Source organism: Streptomyces sp. NBC_00386 (genome assembly GCF_036063235.1).
In the GTDB taxonomy this organism is placed as follows: Bacteria; Actinomycetota; Actinomycetes; order Streptomycetales; family Streptomycetaceae; genus Streptomyces.
Genome location: NZ_CP107950.1, coordinates 56,193 through 77,025 on the forward strand (window position 1 = coordinate 56,193; position 20,833 = coordinate 77,025).

Genomic DNA, 20,833 nt, shown 5'->3' on the forward strand with positions numbered 1-20,833 from the left:
GTCCGCTCTACACGTCTTCGGCGCCAGATCCGGGGGAATGGTGTTCAGTGCTTGACGCGGTTGCGAACAGCCAGGACGGCAAGACCCAAAAGGACGGGCTCGGTCACCCGGGATCCCATCTCGATGTAGGTGCCGGCAGTTGTCAGATCCTGCTCGGCCGAGCAGAACACGACCGAGTTCAACGTGATGTTCAGCGCCTTCTCGAAACGGCCCCCGGTGAACAGGCATTCCGACAGATCGACGTCTGCCAGAACCAGGTGAGCGGCATCGACACCGCGCAACAAGGCTATGCGCACGGTGGCGTCCGTCGGGGTGCCAAAGGCGTCCTCCGCGACCTGGTTTCCGTTGACGAGTACGAACGCGGCGATCTCGAAGCGGGCGTGCCCGGTAACAAGATCTCGGAGTGCGGTGAGAAGCGCCTGGAGCAGGGTTCGGTGAAGGAAGTGCCGCGGTGGTCCACGTCGACGCCGGGGGCCAAGCCGCTGAAGTAGATGTCGCGGTCGGTGCTGGCCAAGTGGGCCAGACATACGGTGTGACCGGGAAGTTGAACGCCGCGGCAGCCAACCGAATCCTGTGGGGTCGCGCCGTTGCCACAGTGCGGCCAGGCCAGCAGAGACCGAGACGGTTCAGTCATCGGCAGGAACATACCCGAAAGACGACCGTGTACCTCCCGCCGGTTGCCTTTCTCCAGCAATACATCTGATCCACGGACGGCCGTGCCCTCTCTCCAGCGCGCCACCAGGTGCAGGACCCGATCACCGGCGGGTAGGCCAGCACGTGCGCCGGCTCCATCCGCCGTGGACCGGCGAAGCCTGCAGGGACGACGGGCGTTACGTCTCAGGGATGTCCGACGCGTCCCAGCCAGCCAGAGGTGAACTCTTCGGCGGTGTAGTCCTTGCCACGGTCGGAAGCCATGAGGGCATCTGCGAATGCGGCCGCGCGCTCGGGGAGGAGGGTACGAGCACGAACCATGCGGGACAAGAGCTTGTGGACGCTGAACGGATTGCAACCGTGGTGGCGGGATTCGACGCGGGCGTTGTAGTCCTCAGAGAGCAGGTACGGGGTTGTCTGCTGCAGCCTGTCCGCCATACACATGATCACCGACTCGGCCCAGTGCTCGAAGGGATGCTGCAAGGCGCGGCCGCTGCGTAGCACGTCCTGGATTTCCAGTACGCGCAAGGAGTCGACCTTGTCGCTGGTGTCCACAGGTGTGCCGAGCCAGTCGAGCTGGCCCAGTGCAGCACCCGCCAGGCTCTTGATGTTCGGTCGTCCTTCGTCGGCCAGACGTTCCAACTCGTCGCACACCACGTCCAAGAGCACGCGATGCTGAGTTTGGATTTCGTCCTGAACTGCCTTGCGCAGGCCGTCGTCCGCTGCCAGGGAGATCAGCGAGGAGGTGTCGACGAACCAGACGGCAGGCTTTTCCTTTCCCACCTCGGCCGCGCTCAGACGAGCACCTCTGATTCGGGCTGCATTACGTCCTCCCACAGCGCTTCATCATCTTCACGCTGCAGGAGCGTAGCAACCACGGCCAGACCGATGCGTTCGTTTCGGGCGGCTTCCACTGCGGCGCCCAGGAGCCGTTCAGGGGCGCGCACCGTTTTCAGTGCGCTGATCCCTGCGCCGGTGGGCGCTACCGAGACGTGGCGCTCCACGAGCTGTTGCACCGCCAGCTTTTTCAGTTGCCCGCTCTGGTCGGGGGTGATCAGGCCGATGTCGCGCAGTTGGATCAGGAGTGCCGAGAAGGACACACCGAACTGTTCCATGAGCGCCACCAGACTCCGTTCGGTGACGCGGCTGGCACTCAGCCATGCCAGGGTTTCGCGGATGCCGTCTTCCGGCATCAGCAGATGACCGGCGAACGCGTTGACCCGTCTCTCCGTCAGGTCGTCGGCGTACATGTCGTGTTCGCCTTCGTCGATGACGTCTCGGGGATCCTTCAACAAGTGATGCCCGAGCTCATGGGTCAGCGTGAAGCGCACGTGGCCTTGGGAGAAGTCGGTCGATGCGACGATGAGCGCCACGTCGTCGTCGTGCACGCACAGCCCGTCCGCCCTGTCGCCCAGTGGGGACAGGGCTACGTCAACTCCGAAATGCCGCTCGATCAAACCCGGTAGGTCGCCCAGTTCGTACGATCCCAGGCCCAGTTCGTTACGCGTGAATTCAGCCAGCCGCTTGCCCTGGCGTTGCGCCTCGGACCGGTTGCGGGGAGTCGACAGCTCATTGCGCGCGAAATCGAGCACACACCGCCCGGACCGGGTCACGACAGACGGCCACGTCTGCGCGCGCTGGGCCAGGATGTCCTCGACCTCCAGCAGTTCCAGCGCGCGGCGTTTGGCGTTGTTGTCCTCTCCCGGCCCGCCGTCGCCTGCCAGACGGTGGGCCATTGCCAGAGTCGGCCGGGAGGGCTGGCCGAGCAGAGAAGCGACCGTCACGCCCAGCGCGTGTGCGAACTTCGGCAGCTCACGAACGCTGACCCTGCGCCGCCCGTTCTCGATCTTCGAGATTTGATCCTTGCCCAGGCCCACGAGGCTTCCGAGTGCCTCTCCGGTCAATGCCCGACGCTGACGCGCCTGACCGACCCGCCGCCCGACATCGGCAGGGTCTGCAGCAGCATCTGCGGCTGCAGAATCGACGGGCAGCAGTGGTCCCAGGGCTTCGACACCGGTCAGTCGGTCTCCCATCGCGCCTCCTCTCGTGGGCAACTCGATTGAACTTCTTTGGACAGGATCTCAGCCCAGCACCCGTGATCGCAACTTTTTCTACAACATGGTTGCTAGATCTTTTGTGGATCGCGGCACGCCCGGAAAATCACGCAAATCTGCCTGTCGGACGAAAGCAGGCCCTCGCCCCGGGCGACTGGGCGGAGGGCCCGGAAACGGCAACCTCGACAACCTGCCCGACGACAAGGGTGAACCGTGTCAGACCCCGCCCACAGCGAGCTCTTCCCGACCTCACACTACGAGCGGCGGGGCCCCCGCCATCCTCCTTCCTACAGCCACTGCCCAGGCAGGCCGTGGCTGCCGCGGGCGCCATATGGTGCAGGCCCGATCACGGACGAGCAGGGATACGCCGGCAGGTGCGCCGGTTCCATCCGTCGCGAACCAGGCACCACACCTCTCCGCATCGCGGAGGCGGTAGGCCACCGATCCCTTGCTGCGCAATCCCCTCTCCAGCGCCGATTCCCGCCACGGTCAGTCCTCGCCAGGCGGATCATGCGCCGGATCTGTTGCTCCGGCACGGCCAGCTGCGCAGGCCGTGCCGGTTCCACACCGTGCACGTGACCGAGCAGGCTTGACTGCGCAGCTCCGCTCACGCCGCCGACCCACGGCCAGGACGGACTCGAGCAGAACGGATCCCGGCGCAATTGGGGAAACAGCCTCAGCGAACGACGACGCAGCTCTCCTGACGGTTGGAACACTGTGCAGCTTCTTTGTGCAGTGTTCCAACCGGAAGGGGCTGCACACTGCAGGGTCAAATCCTGTTCACGACGCAACGTCACCTGCGCACTGCGAAGCACGACTCCCCACAAACGCTGATCCGACCGGACGACGCCAGGTCCGAGGCCAGCCGGAACCTGTCTGCCGACAGTGGCGCCAGATCCGACACGACCACGGAATGCTCGGGCATCCCCCCGAGGGCGTGCCCATCGGCTTTACAGCATGGACACGGCCACCCGACCAACCGACCACTCAAACCCCGACCAGGCAAGGGGCTTGCCCCTTCGGGCCAGCTTTCCTCGTGGGCTGCGTCGGTGACTTGGTGCGCGGTTGCTGAGCCGGCCGTCGGGAGAAGCGGCTATACCTCAAACTCGGCTTTGAGTCGCAGGCGAGCGCCCAGCGCGCGTAGGTATCTGGCGAGTGTGCCGACCTCGGTCGCTTCGAGGGTTCCGGTTTCGATGGCAGACACGCGCGACTGGGAGACATTCATCCGCTTGGCGACGGCTTGCTGTGTGAGCCCGCGGCGTTTGCGTTCCATGCGCAGTGCTGCCATCAGGAGTTGCATGTCGTCGGACATGGCCTCGTCGGCGGCGGGGAGGTCTTCTCTGACGTCTTCCCAGTTTCGCCCGCTGATTCCGTTTTCGGATTCGCAGTACACGCTGACCACTCGCAGCGGCCGGTGCTGGCCCTTCGGCTCTGCAGTCATTTCAGATCCCCGGTTGCTGTGCGCCAAGCCGGGCCTGGGTGCAGGTGGCTGCTGAGCGGTCGGCGATGTGTGGCTTTGTGGACGAATGAGTGATGCCTGCCGGTGCTCGTCCACCACAGAGGGATGAGTGCAGCAGCCAAAAGCGTGAGGCAGATGAAGAGTTGGCCGATGGCAAGGGCGATGGGAACGTGGTTCATGTGCTGGCTCCTCCGTTGAGATCGGGCCGCAGCACGTACGAGAGGGCCCCTCGCCTGGAGACCATGCGGGTGATGGCCCGCGGGGCCTGCACAGCACCGTCGGAGCTGAGGCGGTAGTAGCGGCGACGCGGTCGTCCTTCGTAGCGGGGGTCGACGTCCTCCCAGCGGGATTCGACCCATCCTGCTTGTTCCAGGCGCGTGAGGATCGGGTGCACGGTCCCGGACTTCAGTTCCAGTTCTCTGGTGATCTGGAGTCCGTAGATCTCTTCCTCCGGTGTTTTCAGGAAGATCTCCAGGACCCGGCAGGTCGGGAGCGTCATCCTAAAAGGGCAGGGAGGTGGCCCCTCGGTCGTCGTCACCATGGCGTAACTCTACCAAGCCCTAGGTAGAGTTAGAAACCGATCTTCCCTAATCACTCCAGTCCAAGCCAAAGTTGACGCTGGGCGACCAGACCTCGCCAGCGTGCGTGCACGTCCGGTGCACCGCCGATCCACCGCGCACCGGACGCTTCTCCCGGAGCCGTCCGACGTCCCGCCATGAAGTGGGCGATGTCGACGTAGTAGGCGTATCCGCCGGTTGTGGTGAGTTCACGCAGTCGGGCGATCTCACTGTCCACACCCGCTTGATCTCGCAGGACGGCCCGGTGGAAGGACACAACGAGGCAGAGAGACGCCTGCATGGAGACGAAGCCTGCTCTGTTCAGGTCCTCTCGCAGCGCCTGGACGCGGCCTGCGATGTCTGCCGACGTGCCGGCGTCACGCAGCAGCGAGGCGAGTTCGACGTTGATACGCGAGGCGCGCAGGTCGAGCGGGCGCAGCAGGCAGCGGGCAAGTTCGATCTCGTCGTCGGCGATCTCGGGATCGGTGAAGGCGAGTGCAAAGCACCGCATGGACTGTGAGGTTGCCGCTTCGCCCAGGACGGCGTGTTCCTCGGCCTCGGTGCGGGCGTTCTTGTAGTTCTCCGCGGCGAACTCGGCTCGCCCGTGCGGCCACCACAGGTCTCCGAGAACTCGATGGTGCCGGCCGCGCCATCCCAGGCCGCGTGCGGTGTCGAGCGTCGTGGGGAAGTCGCCCGCCAGGCGTGACAGATGGGCCAGACCCCGTCTGGCGGGGAAGGCGAAGCGGCCTCCCCCGGCTACGACTTCGCTCATGCCCTGGCGCGAGAGGTCGCTCAGGCCCAGGTCCCGATGGGCTTTGGCGAGGTAGTAGACGGCCAGGTCGCGCAACTCGGGCGTCAGGAGGTCGGAGCGGATGACGGCGGTGAGTCGTTCGGCCGTGCGCTGTCGGTGCTCGTGCTGACGTCGGGCCAGTGTGCTGAGGGTTTCCGCGAGCGCTTCGGCCGCGGTGGTGGGCGGGGTCGCCGGTGCGCTGCTCGGGGGTGCGACCGGTTCCCAGACCGAGTCGGACACGTAGTCGAAGGCGGCCCGGGCGAGCCAGTCCAGTTCGAGACGGAAGTCTCGCGCGAGCGAGAGGCCTTGACGGAGGCAGGCGACCACGGTGGCCCGGTCTCGTCGGGGACTGGTGGCCAGGTGGTTGCCGACCGCGTCGAAGGCGCGTTGGCCTGCCTGCTGCCAGTCCTGGGATGACCAGCGGTCGTCACTGCTGTCGTCGGCGCTGCGGATGCTGGATCGGATGACTTGGTGCAGGTGGTAGGGCCAGGAGGCGGCCGGCTCGTACTGGATGAAGGGTCTGTCCAGCAGGCGCGTGAGAGGGGCTTGGTGCTGCTGGCCTGCTGCCTGCATGGCCAGAGGTATCGACCAGGCGTCCAGGAGGCTGACCGCGCGCAGTGCCTGGCGTTCGGGTGGGGTGAGGTCGCGCAGGGTGCGGGCGATGAGTGCGGGAAAGTCCTGCTCGAAGTCTGCGGGGCGCGGATCCCTGCCCTGGCGCCTCAGTTCCAGGTAGCGGCCGGCTGCCAGGTCGAGGTGGAGGGGCAGTCCGTGCGAGCGTGCTGCGATGGTGTGCCGGATCGCTTGGTCGATCAGTGGCTGTCCGTTGGAACGGAGGCGGTGGACGAGGTAGTCCTCGCAGTCCTGTGCGGAGAAGTCGCCCACGAGTATCTGCCGGGATCCGATGTGGGGATTGCCCAGTCGGGGCCATGCGCTCTGGCCTGTCCAGTCCAGTTGTCCTTGCAGACCGGCATCCGCCCATTGGAGTCGGTTGCGGCCGGTGATGACGAACAAGGCGTTGGGCATCAGCCATACGACGCGTTGGATCAGGCGCTCGAGGTCGCGGTGTGTGCGGTCGCCGACGTCTTCGAACGTGTCCAGCAGGACGACCAGGAGGGCCTTCTTCTTCCGGGGCATCCGGGCCAGGTCCCACGCCAGAAGATGGGGGGTGAAGGACAGCATTTCGGTGTCGGGTTCCGCCTCCAGCACATCGGCCAGGCGTGCGCAGTCGGCCAGGGCCCGTAGCGAACTGCGCCGTTCGCGCAGGGCGGTGACGACTGCGCCGGTGATCTGTCCTGCGACCCCACCCACGGTTCCGGGCAGGAGCAGTGCCTGTGCGATGTCGCCGAGTGCCGACTGTACTTGTTCGGGCAGGGCGGCCGAATTGCTGAAGCGGACGAAGGCGGATCCGGTCCGGCGTAAGTGTTCTTCGAGAGTCTGGCCGGGATGGTTGTGTTCCCAATAGCGGCTCAGGGCGAGGTCGAAGGCCGGCATGGGGCGACCGAGAGCGGCGACGGCGAGCCGTATGGACAGCACGATCTTTTCGAAGTCTGTTCCGACAGAGCGTGCGAGGTCGATGCGTACGGGAATGACGCGTGTCGAGGCGGGGAAAGGCTGCCATTGTGCGGGACGGCGGCTGTGGTCGGTCAGGGTTGCTTCGATTTTTCGGGAAAGGGTTGTTTTCCCGATGCCGCCCACACCGTGAAACATCAGTACGTTGCGCCGGGGACACTCGACGTTTTCCGGATCGAAACTCGCGGCAGATATCTCTTGGAGATGCTCTGCCAGAGCGTTCATAACGGCCTGCCATTGGTCCTGCCGGTTGGTGAAGGCCTCGGCAGCGGCCAGGCCTGCGTCGTTCGACCCGAACACCGTGCGAAGATCTCGAACCATTCGGCCTCCCCCTGGCCTTGGTGGATTACCACACACTGCGGCATACGCGGTGCCGGTAAACAGTTGTGACCCTATGCTCTCGTGTGCGGGGCCGTTGTTGTAGGCCGCGTGCACCAGCACGCGCTCGCGACGCAGCTCCGAAGGAGGTCCCGGTGCCCAATACCTCACACTCGCCAGACGCTCATCTCTCGATGCATGGTGCGGACTCACCGCCGCGCCATGCGGGGTACGTGCATGCGCTGGAGCGGGTGCAGATGGTGGCGTCCTGGTACACGGGCCGGATCGAGCAGGAACACGGTGCGCCTCTGCCGGACCAGGAACTCCTCGAGGAGCTCCTGGACGGGCTGCGCCGGTGTTTAGCCGATCAGCGGGTACTTCCGTCGGCGGACCCGGCCGAGGTGGCACGGATCGCTGCGGACTACGCGGCCTTGTACCGAGAACTGCGCAGTCGGTGACCTGGCGCCCCGGTGTTCAGATGCTCGGCTTCATGACCTGCGGCAACAGGGGGGCGGCCAGCCTGTCGATCTCCTCGACCTCGTCCCGGTGGGCGGGGAGCTGGTCCCACAGCCATTCCTGAGTCCGCATGAAACAGACGGCTTCCTCGAGCTCGTAGGGCCGGTTGCGCTGCTCGGCGAGCACCTGCGAGGCACTGAGCCCGTTCGGACGCCTGGAGCTCCACAGGGGCTTCCCCTGGCGGTCCACGAGCATGATCCTGTCGACCGACTCGGCGTCCTCGGCCTGCCGCAGGGTGTCCTCGCTCGCCCGGAAGCACGTGTGGTGACCACTGCGGGTGGTGAACCGTGCCGGCATGTCGGGCGTCCGGGTGGTGGCATAGCGATAGGCGACGCTCTGGAAGCTGTCGGCCGCACGGACGGCGAGGGTGATCAACTTGATCTGGTAGCCCTGGCGACTCAGCGCACCGGCGCTGCGGAGAAACTCCTCGGGCCTGTCGGGCGAGATCTCGATCACGACATGCGCACGGTGGTGGACCGCGAAGCGCATGATCTGCCGCATCCACACCTTGAGGTCCTTGCGCAGGCGGAAGCCGGCCGTCCGGGAGTTGTGCCACATCAGCGGCTCATGGAAGCGGTGGAACTGCTTGAGGTCGTCCGCACAGATCCGCACGGCCTCGTTCACCTCCTGCGCCTGCACGATCCGCTGGGTGATCGTGGTCTTGCCCGCGCCGGGCTGCCCCATGATGTAGAGGGCGACGGGACGTTCCTGGGAGACGGCGGTGCCCCCCAGGTACAGGGGAACGATCCGGTCGTCGAAGATCTGGCGCAGGCGCTGCAGGGAGAGCAGGGGCAGCGACCGGCAGTCGCAGGTTGTCCTGCAGGCCCACTGTGCGAAATCAGCGGCCACCACGTTCTTGGTCTCGTCATCTGACCTGCAGATGTTCACCAGTTGTCTCCGCTGATGCGGGCGCGGCGCCTGAGGATCAGGCTCAGCGCGATGCCGTTGAGGATCAGTGCGGCCGCGTAGCTCCACTGACGTCGGCGTGAGAGACCTTCGTCGGCGAGATCGAGCAGTTCGGCGGCGAACTCCTCCGCGTACCGCGCGCGCTCCTCGGAGGGGATCGGGGCGACGGCCAGGGACAGGAGCTTGTGGGCCAGGACCGAGGTGCGCTTCTCCGTGTTCTCAGGGGCCTGTCGGTCCGTCATGGTGACCTGGTAGTCGATGTGTTCGATCTTGTGGACCGACGCGCCCGTGGCGCTGAGCCGCTGCACCCAGGCGGTTCTGCTGGAGGTGGCGACCGCGCAGTCCATCCGCAGGATCCGCGGCTCCACGTCCGGCGGCGTCTGCTCCGTCTCGCCCGCGCCGACGTCGATCGTGTATTCGAAACGAAGAACCCGCGGCTCCAAGTCGGATGACCGCGGGTCCGCCTCGACGACGAGGCCGCTGGGGGGGCTCTCCAGCAGGAGCGCCTCCTCGCCGTACCGGGCGAGTGTTTCGATGGCCACGCGGGCCCAGTGCGCCGCCCGGGGGTCGGAAGTGTCGGCCTGCTCGAGCCAGACTTCAGCCTCGCGCTGGATCACGACACGCCAGGGATTGTTCACGATCGACACCGTACACCACACCTGGGTGGCGTTCAGAACGCAGGGGTTCTATATCGATTACCGTACGGACCGATCGTGAACTCTCAGTAGTTTCACCTGGTCTGACTTCCCCTCGGACGTCAACCGTGCCGGCCGTGCCCGGCCTCTGGGCCCCCACCCACCTGTCCGTCCCGCCAACTGCCCCTCCGGGCACCGGATCCCACCATGCGACCGCGCGTCGCCCCCGGGATCCGGGCGCGAGGAACCATCAGTTGACGGTGCGCCGGGCACGCCGGCCGGTCTCGACGAGCCTCTTGATCTGCACACCCCTGGTCCGTTCGCCGGTGAGGACGCAGCGCCGGCCCTGCCGTTCGCCCGTGTTCAAGGCCTCGGCCCGAAAGCGGTGTTGTGCTCCGCCGCGCTCGACCGGTCGCGCCTCAGGACCTGTTCAGAGCCGGTGCGGCCGGTGGAGCGGTACCGCCGCGCAGACTGCTGGCGTGCGGGGTTTGTCCTCCGGGAGGGGAATGTGCGGCGCATCGTCCAGGCAGTCGTCCCCCGCGACGTACGGCATGCCGGACAGAAAGGAGGGCCGGCCGGCGACGAGGCGAGCGTCATCGCGGGCTCCGCAGCCGCCGTACCGCCGCTCTCCATGGGCCCGGGCAGGTACCGCGGCGGGGCCAGAAGCAGTCGCGGTGGCCGGACATCTCCTCCTGCGGGGCCGCGCTCACCACAGACGGAACCGGTCGTCACGCCCGCCGCGTTCACAGTGCCGGGTGACCTCCTCGACGCTGCCGAGGAGGTCACCCGGCGCCGTCGACGACTCTCCCCACCGACCGTCCCGGCGGGCATCTTCGCCACCGGGTTCGGACCGTCGACGCCCGCGGGCAAGCCCTTCGTCCCGATGGTCACCGTCGCGCCGCCGGGGACGATCGGCTCCAGCCCGACGGTCCGTGCGGGGCGTCGATCTCCGCAATCAGGGAGCACGACATCTCTCCGGAATAGGGACAGGGGCTCGACGCCCACCAGTTCACCCGATCACCCGTCGAGGTACACCTCACCGAGGAGAGGAACACCCCTCGGCGCACGGCAAGCGGCGGGCTGGCCTTCCATCGGTCCCGAGAAAGTCCCGAGACCGAAACCCCCGCGATCTCGCCCGATGATGCGATTCCTGCGCTCACTTCACCCAGCCCGAACGCGTTCCCTCCAGAGCGGCAAATCATGATCGGAACCTTAAGGAGCTACTCTTCCCTTTCAGCGATGTGATCTCACATGGCGCCGATCCCTGGAATTCGCCAGGCCGTCCTCTCGTGTTCCGGACAACGGCCCGGCCTGGAACCGACGGATCAAAGCACATCACGGATTCCACCACGACCCTGTACGTCCTTTCCATCTGTTCCTTGGTCCATCGATCTCGATTCCTCAAATGGACCGGAAAAGCGCGGCTGAGGTGAACACTGGCATGCGGATCCACCTACAGCTGTTTGCACAGGACCTTGATCCAGCCTGCATGCGCTGAGCCCGAGCCGCGCAACTGCTTCATTGCACGCCAGGTCGTAGGAGTCGGGTTTGACCAGCGGTCGGGTACGCACTGCGACCATGAGGGCGCGCCGCCGACGCCGACGCGGCGGTCTCCCGGTACAGGTGCCACCTCGGGCGTACGAACGGGTTCACACGGGGTGTTTGACATCCACGAGGAGGACGGCGAGGTCCTCCGGGCCTCTCAAGGCCGATGAACTCAGGCACGTGCATAGGTTTCTTCGAACCGAAGTTCGCGAGCAGCTCGCGCGGCACGGCCGCCGTGCCTTCGTCCACGGTGAGATTGTTCAGCTGGCCAAATTCACCAGCGCCGGTGACGCGGTCACCCTGGACGACGAAGCGGTCCGTGCCAGCGATCACGTACAGGATGGGGCACCCGTCGTTGCCAACCGACAAGCTCGCCGTATTGGCGGTTCTCGGCCTGGAGCGGGTGATGTGACGATCACTTCCTGCTGGTGTCGCTGAGGAAGGGATCCGGATCGTCAGTGGGCAGGAGCGACGTCGGTTCGATCAGCGGCAGGATGATCGGACGCAGCATCGCGCCGGTCTCGTTGGGGTTGTCGGCGCTGTGCTTCGCCGTGGCTCCCGCAGCCCCGGCGAGCAGATCGGCAAGTTGGATCGATGCATGGTCGTGGGAGCTCCCGCGGGCCATGCGACGGATGCGAAGACGCCGATGCATGACAGAGGGAGTGGCCCCTGCTCCGATCTGTAGAATTTTCGCGGTCGTTTCGAGTCGGGAATCCGTCAGCTCTCGATGCTCGTCCGCCAGGACACTGATCGCTCCAAGTCGCTCGCTCCAAGCCCTGGTAAGGGTTGCTAGCGCTGTATCCAGCAGTTCTAGGTGCGGAGGATGCTGACGCCCAGCGCCGTCGTGGAGCGCGTCAGCGTGTGCGCGCGTGGCCCGAAGCAGTCCCAGGGCCTCAGTGACGTTGCGACGACTCGATGCCGTCCAGGCGTCTTCTACTTCGTCGTAAAACGTCTGGATGACTGCCTGCCGGTCACCAGGGTCCCTGCGACGTGCGAAGGCAACGAAGGCCCTCTCCAACCGCTCGTACCGGTCGTCCTTCAGCGCGCGCCGGCCATCGCAGGCGAGGGCTCGGGCCAACTTCCTGGCCCGCCCGTTCACGTGCAGGTCGACACCACGCTTGTACGCCTCTTCCTCGACCAAAAGATCGATGATCTTGCTCATGAGCCCGTACCGCTTGTCGACCACGTACACCGAACAGCGGCCGTGCAGCGCACCGCCGGGCTGCCATAGCCGGCTGAGCCTATCCAGTCGGTCTCCGCGCTGGAAGTGTCTGAACTTCAGGTCACGCACGGTCGGCTGAATGCAGGTCTTTCTACGCAGCTCACTCACGATGAGCTCGGCCTCCGCGTCGTCAACGGCGACTCCGGCGAGCATCAGGTAACGGCCGTCGCTCAACAGGTCCTCGCCGTCGTAGCCCGACTCGTCACAAGCAATCCACCGGCCGTCGGTCTCGTTGTCGCGCGTCGGCGTGGCCTGCGTGAGCCGCTGGTGCTCAGGTCCTGTCAGAGGCATGACCACATTGTCCCGAGTGCGAACCGGCCGCGCCTAGGAATTTCTCAGGCAAGTGCCGCCCGCCCACGACCCCGTCCACCACCGGACGTCAGCGCTCTGACGAACACAACCGTCGGCCGCACCCCGGCCGACCTCGCCGGCTGCCGGATCATCGTCGGCACCGCCGCCAAGTGGGCCACCGTACGCGACGGCACGTCCGGCTGGGCGATCCTGGACGAGTCCTACCAGATGCGTTCGGACATGCTGCTGCAGATCGTCGAACGCTTCGACCGAGGCCTGTTCGTCGGCGACCCGGGCCAGCTGGACCCGTTCACGATCGTCGGCACCGAGCGCTGGATCGGACTGCCGCACGACCCGACGCAAAACGGGGTCAGCGTGATGCTGGAGCACAACCAGGGGATCCCCGTGCACCGGCTGCCGGTGTCCTGGCGTCTGCCGTCATCGGCCGCACCGACCATCGCCCAGGCGTTCTACCGTTCACCCGCTTTCACCGCCGGAATCGGCGAAGGCGTGCGTTTCCGCACCGCCGGGTTCGGCAACACCTACCTGGACGAGACACTCGCAAAGGCGTTCACCACCGGCTGGGCCCTGCACGAACTGCCACGCCGCCACGTCCCGCGTACCGACACCGAGACCCTCCAGACCGCCGCCGACCTCGCCGGCCGGCTGCTGCACCGCGGAGCGGTCGCCACATGCGAGCGCCACCAGGGCGGCCGGCCCCTGGAACCCGGCGACATCGCCATCGGCGTCGCCCACCGCGACCAGGCCGACCTGGTACGGACGGCCCTCGCCCGGACGGGCAGACCCGGCGCGCCAGGTGTGGCGGTGGGCACCGCGAACCGGCTGCAGGGCCGCGAGTTCGAAGTCGTCATCGTCGTGCACCCGCTGTCCGGCCGCCGGGATGCCACCGCCTTCCATCTGGAGGCCGGGCGGCTGTGCGTGCTCGCTTCCCGTCACCGGCAGGCGTGCATCGTCGTCGCCCGCGAGGGCATCGCCGATTTCAGTAGTTGAGGCTGCCGTCTCAGCTCGAACAGACAGGCTGCGGGCAATCTGACCGAGACGACGCAGGTGGGCGCTCATGCCATTGCGGGGGATTGACTTGCGAGGGCCGTGAGACGCTAAGGCGCGGTGCCCGTAGCGATGTTTGCTCGTGTCGAGGGCAGTACGACGGTCGGAGAGAAGACGGGGCGCAGGTGTACGTCAAGAGGGTCCAGCTTAGAAATATCAAGGGTTTCAGCGGCAGGCGCGCGGTCGACCTGTCTCTGCCCGGGCGTAGCGGCTGGACGGTGCTTGCCGGACGCAACAGTTCCGGGAAGTCGACCGTGCTCCAGGCGATCGCACTGGCGTTGGGCGGGCCGGCTGTCGCGCGCGCGTTGGTGGCGGACTTCACCGGCTGGATCACCCACGGTGCCAGGAAAGGTGATGTGGAGGTCCGCGTCACCGGCCAGGCCGGGCTTGACGGCTTTGTGGGCCCGGGGAACACACCGCAGGATGAGATCTCCCTGGGGCTGCAGTGGACGCGCCCGTCCGAGCAGGACCATGTCCAGCGGCCGGTCATGGACGCGCTGGCCGGCAAGGGCAAGAGCGGCCCCCGCGGTCCGTGGACCGAGAACCCGATCGGCTGGTTCTGCGCAGGTTACGGCCCATTCCGGCGGCTGACCGGTGGATCCAGTGAGGCCCAACGCCTCATGGTGAACCAGGGGCCGAGTGGTCGCCTGGCCACTCTCTTCCATGAGGACGCGTCGCTGGCCGAGGGCGTGGCGTGGCTGGTCGATCTGCGACTGCGATCGTTCGAGGAGGATACGCAGCGTGGCGTAGCTGGCCCCTTGCTGAGCACGGTTCTGGCGCTGTTGCAGGATGGGCTGTTGCCTGACCGGTATCAGATCAAGAGAGTGACGGCGGACGGTCTGTGGGTGGTGGAGGACGGGCTCAAGGGGCCGGGGTTTCCGCTGAAGGAGATGAGCGACGGCTATCGGACGGTGGCTGCTCTGGTGCTGGACATCGTCCGGCAGATCCACGGCGTCTACGGGCGCCTGGATATCGCTCGGGCTGCCAGCGGTGGCGTGGCGGTCATGCAGCCGGGTGTGGTGCTGATCGACGAGGTGGACGCGCATCTGCACGTGACGTGGCAGCGCAAGATCGGCGGCTGGCTGCAGGAGCACTTCCCCAACATTCAGTTCATCGTCTCCAGTCATAGTCCCTACATCTGCCAGGCCGCGGATGAGGGCGGGCTGATCCGGCTTCCCGGAATCGATGAGCAGCAGGCCCCGGAGGTGGTGGCCGAGGATCTCTACCGGCGGGTCGTCTACGGCAGCGGGGACGATGCCGTGTTGTCGGAGCTCTTCGGACTGGAGACGCCCTACTCCGGTCGCGCCGAGCAGCATCGTCAGCGTCTTGTGGCACTTGAGCGCAAGGTGTATGCCGAGAGGGCCACTGCCGAAGAAGTTGCCGAGTATCAGGAGCTGGGCAACTTGCTGACGAGCTCTCTGGAGAGCAGGGTCGCCGAGGTGTCGGCCCGGCTGGAGCACGAACGGTGATCCCGCTTCAACGCGTCGCTCTCTCCTCGCACGGGCAAGGCTTGCTGACGCGGTGGACGAAGAAGGTCGAGGCCGCTGCAGGAACCGTTGAGGCCGCGCGCGAGCTCTGGGGTGATGCGACAGCTCCGAAGAAGCATGTGCGCGCGGCGCTGGAGACCGTGGCGCATGGCGCTGTCCGGTGTATGTACTGCGATGACAGCCGCGCCACGGACATCGATCACTTCCAGCCTCTGGCAAAGGCGCCGCTGCGGGTTTTCGTGTGGGTCAACCATCTTCTGGCCTGTTCCCACTGCAACAGCAATGTGAAGAGGGACCAGTACCCAGTGGATGCAGACGGTGTCTGCCTGCTGGTGGACCCCACGGCAGAGGATCCTGCCGCGCACCTGGTGCTGCTGCTAACCGCCGGCACCTACGATCCGTTGTCCGCCAAGGGGGAAGAGACGATCAAGGTATTCGGTCTCAACCGTCCTGACCTCGTCAAAGGACGGCTGGACGCCTTCGTTCGGGCACGATCCAACCTGCGTGACTGGCACAGGCTGCACCAGGATGCCGACCCTGAGGCCGACCAGGTGACGCAGGCCCTGCTGGACTCGCCTTTCATCGATGTCGTGCACGCCATGACCCGTCTCAAACCGGGCGTCGCAGCAATTGTCGTCGGGCAGCAGACCGTCGGAGCCCTTGATGCCTGGCGTGCTGTTCACGGTTTCTGAGTGGGCCTTCACCCGGAATCTTGGCCACGGGCTATGCGGCTGGGGCCAGGCTAGTTGATGTTGCGGCGGGTGCCTTCTCGTAGGCGATGGGACTGCGTTCTCCGAGTCGGGAGGGATGCCGCCGGGTGTTGTAGCAATGAAGAGTGTCAGCGGCCTGACTGAGTGATCCCTTCAGCGACCTGCCCGACCACGTCGACGACCCCGTGACCGAAGGCCGTCGGGGCGACCAGCACCCCGAACACCAGCACGATGAGCACCGTCAACTGCTCATCGGACCGCTTCCGCGCCTCCGTACGGCGCTGGAGCCGCACGACAATGACGATCGCCAGGAGCACCGCCACATTGATCGTCAGCACCGTAAGCCCCCTCCAATGAAATGCACCTCGTACAGATGTAGCGAGCACAGACGGCCCTGGACGCGGCAAATGCTGGTGGATGGCAACAAAACACGTACACATCGGCCAGATTCTCAGGCTTGCCGACACCGACTCCGAGTGCCTGCGAAACGTGCTGCAGGAAAGGAAGGCACCCCTCTACGGCCACGATCCCGCTCCCCCGAGATGACGAGTCAGCCACCGGACTATTGCGAGGTCGACAGAGCCCAGACCCGACTGACGATCATGGAACGTGTGCGCCTGCTGCCTCCTCGCTTTCCCGTGATCTCGTCAGGCGCGCTCGGGTCGGCCGGGCGCGCCTGTGTCCTGGGAGAGCGGTGAGGGCCTGCGGAGTGTGGGGAGCGCGGGCAGGAGTTCCCACAAGGGCCGGGATCCGGCGGCCCAGGAGCCGAGCAGGTGGCGGTCGACGAGGTGCAGTCGCTGCTGGCGGGCGAAGATGCGGCCGGGCTGGGTGATCCTGCCGTTGGTCACCATCACCACGACATCCCCCTTGTGGACCGGTCGGCCCGTTCCGTTGAGAACCTGCAGTTCCGGGGTGCCCACCGCGGCGCCGCGTTCACCGTGCCGGCGGTGCTTGCACTGGATCACCCAGCGGCGTCCCAGCGGATCGGTGGCCTTCACGTCCGCTCCGAGATCGCCCTGCCCTCCGACCTGGACGGCGTCGGTGCAGCCGTCCCGGTGCATCAGGTCGCGCACCGCGTACTCGAACTGTTGGTGGGAGAGCCCATCCAGCTGGGCCAGTCCGTAGCGCAGAGCGCGTGAGCGGGCCTGCTCCCACTGCATGCGCTGCCTCCGCTGCTGCCACCATCCGAAGCCGCCCAGGGCGGCGAGGACACCTGCGATGAGCAGGAACCACCAGTGTGCGAGCAGCCAGTTGACCACCATGACGACGAGAGCGGCCGCTGCGACGGCGGCCACGGCCGGCGCGGTGACGGATGTGTCGTGTCGGCTGCCCCGGCGGCTGGGGCGCCGACCGGTGGTCCGCCGCCTGGCGGGCGGACGCCGGGTCATCGCCCGCCTCCCAGGGCTGCGAGGTCGATCGGGTACGACACGCTGGGTGCGGGCGCCGCCTTGCGCGGTGCGGGGGTGTCGAACGTGATCGGATACGACACCGTCGGGTGCGGGACGGCCACCCGCGGGGCGTTGTGGGGGATGTCATCGAAGCGGATCGGGTAGGTCACCGACGGTGTGGGCGACACACTGCCGGGTCTCTCTGTGGCCGAGGTGTGTCCGAAGCCGAGTACGGCCGGGCCGAAGACTGCGAAGACGGTCATCTCCCGGCGGGCGCCGGGCGCCCAGCGGGAGTGTCCGCGTACCGGCGTTCCGTCGGAGCGCATGTACGGACGGACGAAAGGCATGGGTCCCCCAGGTGATCGTGGCTCGGCTGCGTCACGGTCATGCTGGCGGGAGGCACTGACAGTGGATCACCTGATGAGGTACAACTACCGTGTTTTGAGGGCTAGTTCAGGACATGAGGTATTCGCTCGTGCGTTCTTCGCCGTGTTCTTCCCGGGGCAGGAGAAGCAGGCGGTCCCAGCCGGTGAGCGGCTGCGGTCTGCCTCGGAAGGCTGATTCACCTGCGGCGCAGGCATGCGAGATGCGGCCGGGGCTCTGCCGTGGCGGTGCGGGTCGTCAGACCGGAGGCGCCCCCGCGGATCCAGCCGTTTCCGGGAGTTGCGGCCGCTGGGCAACGGATGGGGAGTGAGGGGCTGTTGTGAGGTGCTCGGGGCAAGGAGCGGTCAGGACCGAGCAGAACGTCATGCCTGGCGAACTCGTCCAGAGGGCTACGCCAGATGTCCCAGATCATGGCCGAGCGCCCGGCATTCTCGCGATCTGCTCAGAAATCCAGGTCGAGGTAGTCGATGTCGTTGATGGCCACGTCCGAAATTCCCGTGGCGCGGCTTCCGCCGTCCTGGAAGTAGATGTCTTTGAATCCTTCGGCGATGATCTGGCGCAGTTCCTGGTCGTCGGCGCCGGCGTCGCGGGCGTCGAACAGGCGTTGTGCGTAGGTCGCGGGGAGGTGGACGGTGAGGCGGCGGAAGCGGCCGTCGTCGGTGGTGCCGATGGGTGCGGTGTAGCCGAAGCGGGCTCGGGTCTCCACAGTGATGCCGCCTGCGGAGGCGGCCTGCGTGCGTCGGCGTTTGCGGATCCGCGGTTGCCAGCGGGATCGCACCGCGGCGTCGATCTTCGTGGTGATGTCCTTGGGCGGGTGTTTCCTGGCTCCACGCCGGTAGCGGTTCACCGAGTCGGCGGTGACGCCCAGTTCCGCTGCGACGGCCTTCGCGCTTCCCAGCTGTTTGAGCAGGTAGTTGATGCGGGCCGGGAGGGTCTTGGGCGGTTCGCGGGTGAACGCTTCCCGGTCGGCGCGTTCGATCGCCTCGTCGATCTCTCCCACGTTTCTACTCTCCGTCGTCCAGGACGGCGTCGCCGCCCTTGATGTGGCGGGCGGGGTTGAGGCCCTGTTCCATCAGGTCGACGGCCCAGGCCAGGTCCTGGACGCCTTCGAGTTTGGCCAGGCCGGGGGTGGGGCCGAGGCGGAAGCCGCCGGGCTGGGGCTTGCCGGAGGCACTGTAGGGCAGGAAGTCCAGCGGGCTGCGGCCGGGTGAGGGGTACACGACGCAGTCGGACAGCACCGCAAGCGGGTACACGCCCGTCATCTTGACCATGTTGTTCAGCTTGCGGTGCATGTTCACACGCGCCTTGGAGATGACCGCGGCGCGGATGTCGGGGCGCCAGGTCGGGCGCTCCAGCGCGGGCCATCGTTCGCCCTGCCGGTAGTGGCGGCCCTGCGGACGCTCGCGGAGCTTGCCGACGCCGCCCTTGACGGTTGCCTTGATCGCGGCGAGAACCGCGGCCAGAGCCGGGTCGGCGTCCTTGTGCCGCTCCATCGCCGCGAGGAATTCGGTGTCGGTGAGGTCTTTGGTGACGCCGAGGTCGGCGAGGGTGTCGACATAGGCGGTCTTGAGCCGGTCGTGCCACGGGTCCAGATAGGCGCCCGTCTCGCGGCGCAGATACGCCTCGATCGGAGCGACGTTGTGGCCGAGTTCCTGGGCGTAGGCGACGGTGTGTGTCTGGTACCAGGCCGGGCCCTGGGGGCGGCTCCCGGACGGGGTGAACGGCGAGGGCAGGCGCGGGTCCGTCTCGATGCGGCTGAGGTCGACCAGCCAGGAGCCGGGGATCTTCGGGTTGAACGTGGGGGTGTGGAAGTGGTCCGGGGCGGACAGGCCCACGGTGAGGCGGGCCGAGGCCGCGAGGAACGCGGTGTTCAGGTCCAGGCCCACCGCCCACGGCAGGGACGCTTCCTCGCCCGTGAGCAGGTCCACGTCGCGGACCCACTGGTAGGCCTCTTCGTCCAGGAAGCCGCCGCTCCAGCCGGAGTTCACGACCACGGGATGCTCGGCAGTGGCCTCCGGCGGCGCCGGATCCATCGGTTCGGTGCCCAGGGAACCCGGGTTGTGGCCGGACACCCAGTTCCCGGTCTCCTTGTCCTGCAGGGCCCGGGTGGGCGGACGCAGCGCGGTCATCAGCTCCAGTCCGCAGACGGCCGTGCTGCCGCGCGGGGTGATGACCCGCGTCGCGTAGATGCCCAGGACGCGGGCGATGTCGGCGGGCTCCATCTGTGCGACGCCCGGCCAGGAACGCTCGTCGAGGGCGTCCCAGGACAGGACGGCGAGCTGGACGCACTGGCGTCGGCCCGACTGTGCGGGACGGTAGATGCGCGCCCATGGGCCGAAGCCGCGCTGGGTGAGGTTCCATTTCGCCTTCGCCACCTGCTTGACCACCGGGTGGTCGGCGGGCAGGCGCAGGGAGCGGCGTTGCTCGTGGCCCTCGAGGTGCTCGGGGAGGCCGAGTTTCATCGCGGCGCTTGCGGTGAGGATGATCAGGGGATCGGCGTCCTTGCCGTTGCGGTGCAGTTTGGCTGCGCCGAGGCCGGATTCCTTGAGCGTCCATTCCACGAGTTCCGGGATGGTGGCGGCGGGGCAGTCGAGCACGGTGCCAGCTGCCGCGTAGGCGGAGCCGTCGCCGTCCAGGACGGCGAGGGGGCCGTGGGGAAAGCGCAGGTCGGCGTCGAGGGGTTGGGCAGCCCGGTTCCTGGCCGGCGGGTGCGGCGGGGCGGTGGGGCGGAGCGGCGGGTGTCCTTGGGGTGCCGGGGTGTCGGGGTGCTGTACCGGCGCGGTGGCGTCCGCTTCGTGGAGCGCGGGTGCGGGGGCCGTGAACGCCGGGGACGCCGTCCGCTGTTGGGACGAGGCAGGAAGCGGGGCTGGCACCGTCACGGGCGTGCCGTGTGCGGGGTATTTCGCGGCCCAGCCGTTCAGCAGGCGCTGATATGCCTCCAGGCGGGGCGACTTCGGTTCGCTCCGGCCGTTCTCCCAGTTCTTGACGGACTGAGTTGTGGTCTTCAGTGCGGTCGCCAGTCGGGCCTGGGTGATACCGGCGGCCTCACGCAGTCGGGCGCGCTCTGCGGGATGAGGGAGCTGCGGCTCCGCCTCCAGCAGTGCGTCGACCGACGCGAACAGCTCTTCCTCGGATGCCACAGGTCGCTACCTCCGCTCGGGACCTTACCAAGCCCCACTCCCCCATTTAACCCTTTTCTTTAACCCTTTCATGGAATATTCGAGGTGTCGCGCCAGGTCCTCCCACGACCGTTCGCCCGGCCTGGTCCCGGATCACCGAGCCT

At 66.9% G+C, this 20,833-nt stretch carries 18 protein-coding genes; 5 read left to right on the plus strand and 13 right to left on the minus strand.

Going from position 1 to position 20,833, the window contains the following annotated elements:
• Positions 1-47: 47 nt before the first annotated feature.
• Positions 48-491 (plus strand): hypothetical protein, encoded by a 444-nt coding sequence (locus OG780_RS00230; protein ID WP_328458770.1) that lies wholly within the window; start codon positions 48-50, stop codon positions 489-491.
• 346 nt (positions 492-837) lie between these two features.
• On the opposite strand, the gene OG780_RS00235 is transcribed toward OG780_RS00230, so the two are convergent.
• The 5 genes from OG780_RS00235 to OG780_RS00255 form a co-directional block, all read right to left on the minus strand.
• Positions 838-1,434 (minus strand): hypothetical protein, encoded by a 597-nt coding sequence (locus OG780_RS00235; protein ID WP_328443407.1) that lies wholly within the window; start codon positions 1,432-1,434, stop codon positions 838-840.
• Between the two features lie 11 nt (positions 1,435-1,445).
• Positions 1,446-2,684 (minus strand): helix-turn-helix domain-containing protein, encoded by a 1,239-nt coding sequence (locus OG780_RS00240; RefSeq protein WP_328443409.1) that lies wholly within the window; start codon positions 2,682-2,684, stop codon positions 1,446-1,448.
• 1,114 nt (positions 2,685-3,798) lie between these two features.
• On the minus strand, positions 3,799-4,146 hold the full coding sequence (locus tag OG780_RS00245; RefSeq protein ID WP_328443411.1) for a helix-turn-helix domain-containing protein: 348 nt from the start codon (positions 4,144-4,146) through the stop codon (positions 3,799-3,801).
• Between the two features lie 193 nt (positions 4,147-4,339).
• Complete coding sequence (locus OG780_RS00250; RefSeq protein ID WP_328443413.1) at positions 4,340-4,663, minus strand: PadR family transcriptional regulator; 324 nt, start codon at positions 4,661-4,663, stop codon at positions 4,340-4,342.
• A 92-nt stretch (positions 4,664-4,755) separates the two neighbouring features.
• Positions 4,756-7,044 carry an ATP/GTP-binding protein gene (locus OG780_RS00255; RefSeq protein ID WP_328443415.1) on the minus strand — a complete coding sequence of 763 codons (2,289 nt, stop codon included), beginning with the start codon at positions 7,042-7,044 and terminating at the stop codon, positions 4,756-4,758.
• Positions 7,045-7,631: 587 nt separating this feature from the next.
• Between OG780_RS00255 and OG780_RS00260 the strand changes: the two genes are divergently transcribed.
• Positions 7,632-7,856 carry a hypothetical protein gene (locus OG780_RS00260; protein ID WP_328443416.1) on the plus strand — a complete coding sequence of 75 codons (225 nt, stop codon included), beginning with the start codon at positions 7,632-7,634 and terminating at the stop codon, positions 7,854-7,856.
• 16 nt (positions 7,857-7,872) lie between these two features.
• On the opposite strand, the gene OG780_RS00265 is transcribed toward OG780_RS00260, so the two are convergent.
• The 3 genes from OG780_RS00265 to OG780_RS00275 form a co-directional block, all read right to left on the minus strand.
• Positions 7,873-8,802: a zeta toxin family protein gene (locus OG780_RS00265; protein WP_328443418.1), complete on the minus strand. Its 930-nt coding sequence runs from the start codon at positions 8,800-8,802 to the stop codon at positions 7,873-7,875.
• Positions 8,799-9,458 (minus strand): hypothetical protein, encoded by a 660-nt coding sequence (locus OG780_RS00270; protein WP_328443420.1) that lies wholly within the window; start codon positions 9,456-9,458, stop codon positions 8,799-8,801. The genes OG780_RS00265 and OG780_RS00270 overlap by 4 nt, the downstream gene beginning before the upstream one ends.
• Positions 9,459-11,415: 1,957 nt before the next feature.
• The gene (locus OG780_RS00275) at positions 11,416-12,513 is read right to left on the minus strand and encodes a DUF3800 domain-containing protein (RefSeq protein ID WP_328443422.1); all 1,098 of its coding nucleotides are present in this window, start codon (positions 12,511-12,513) and stop codon (positions 11,416-11,418) included.
• 228 nt (positions 12,514-12,741) lie between these two features.
• On the opposite strand from OG780_RS00275, the gene OG780_RS00280 reads away from it, so the two are divergent.
• The 3 genes from OG780_RS00280 (at position 12,742) to OG780_RS00290 (ending at position 15,760) form a co-directional block, all read left to right on the plus strand.
• Entirely contained in the window at positions 12,742-13,524 is a 783-nt protein-coding gene (locus OG780_RS00280) for an AAA domain-containing protein (RefSeq protein ID WP_328443424.1), read from the plus strand.
• A 182-nt stretch (positions 13,525-13,706) separates the two neighbouring features.
• Complete coding sequence (locus tag OG780_RS00285) at positions 13,707-15,050, plus strand: AAA family ATPase (protein WP_328443426.1); 1,344 nt, start codon at positions 13,707-13,709, stop codon at positions 15,048-15,050.
• Positions 15,047-15,760 (plus strand): hypothetical protein, encoded by a 714-nt coding sequence (locus OG780_RS00290; protein ID WP_328443428.1) that lies wholly within the window; start codon positions 15,047-15,049, stop codon positions 15,758-15,760. The genes OG780_RS00285 and OG780_RS00290 overlap by 4 nt, the downstream gene beginning before the upstream one ends.
• A gap of 146 nt (positions 15,761-15,906) precedes the next feature.
• Here the strand turns inward: OG780_RS00290 and OG780_RS00295 are convergent, their stop codons facing one another.
• The 5 genes from OG780_RS00295 to tap form a co-directional block, all read right to left on the minus strand.
• Entirely contained in the window at positions 15,907-16,116 is a 210-nt protein-coding gene (locus OG780_RS00295; protein ID WP_328443430.1) for a hypothetical protein, read from the minus strand.
• 309 nt (positions 16,117-16,425) lie between these two features.
• On the minus strand, positions 16,426-17,166 hold the full coding sequence (locus OG780_RS00300) for a restriction endonuclease (protein ID WP_328443431.1): 741 nt from the start codon (positions 17,164-17,166) through the stop codon (positions 16,426-16,428).
• On the minus strand, positions 17,163-17,513 hold the full coding sequence (locus tag OG780_RS00305) for a hypothetical protein (RefSeq protein ID WP_328443433.1): 351 nt from the start codon (positions 17,511-17,513) through the stop codon (positions 17,163-17,165). Before OG780_RS00305 ends, OG780_RS00300 begins: the two co-directional genes overlap by 4 nt.
• A gap of 479 nt (positions 17,514-17,992) precedes the next feature.
• The gene (tpg, locus tag OG780_RS00310; RefSeq protein ID WP_328443434.1) at positions 17,993-18,550 is read right to left on the minus strand and encodes a telomere-protecting terminal protein Tpg; all 558 of its coding nucleotides are present in this window, start codon (positions 18,548-18,550) and stop codon (positions 17,993-17,995) included.
• Positions 18,551-18,554: 4 nt separating this feature from the next.
• Positions 18,555-20,690 (minus strand): telomere-associated protein Tap, encoded by a 2,136-nt coding sequence (tap, locus tag OG780_RS00315; protein WP_328443435.1) that lies wholly within the window; start codon positions 20,688-20,690, stop codon positions 18,555-18,557.
• Between the last annotated feature and the right edge of the window lie 143 nt (positions 20,691-20,833).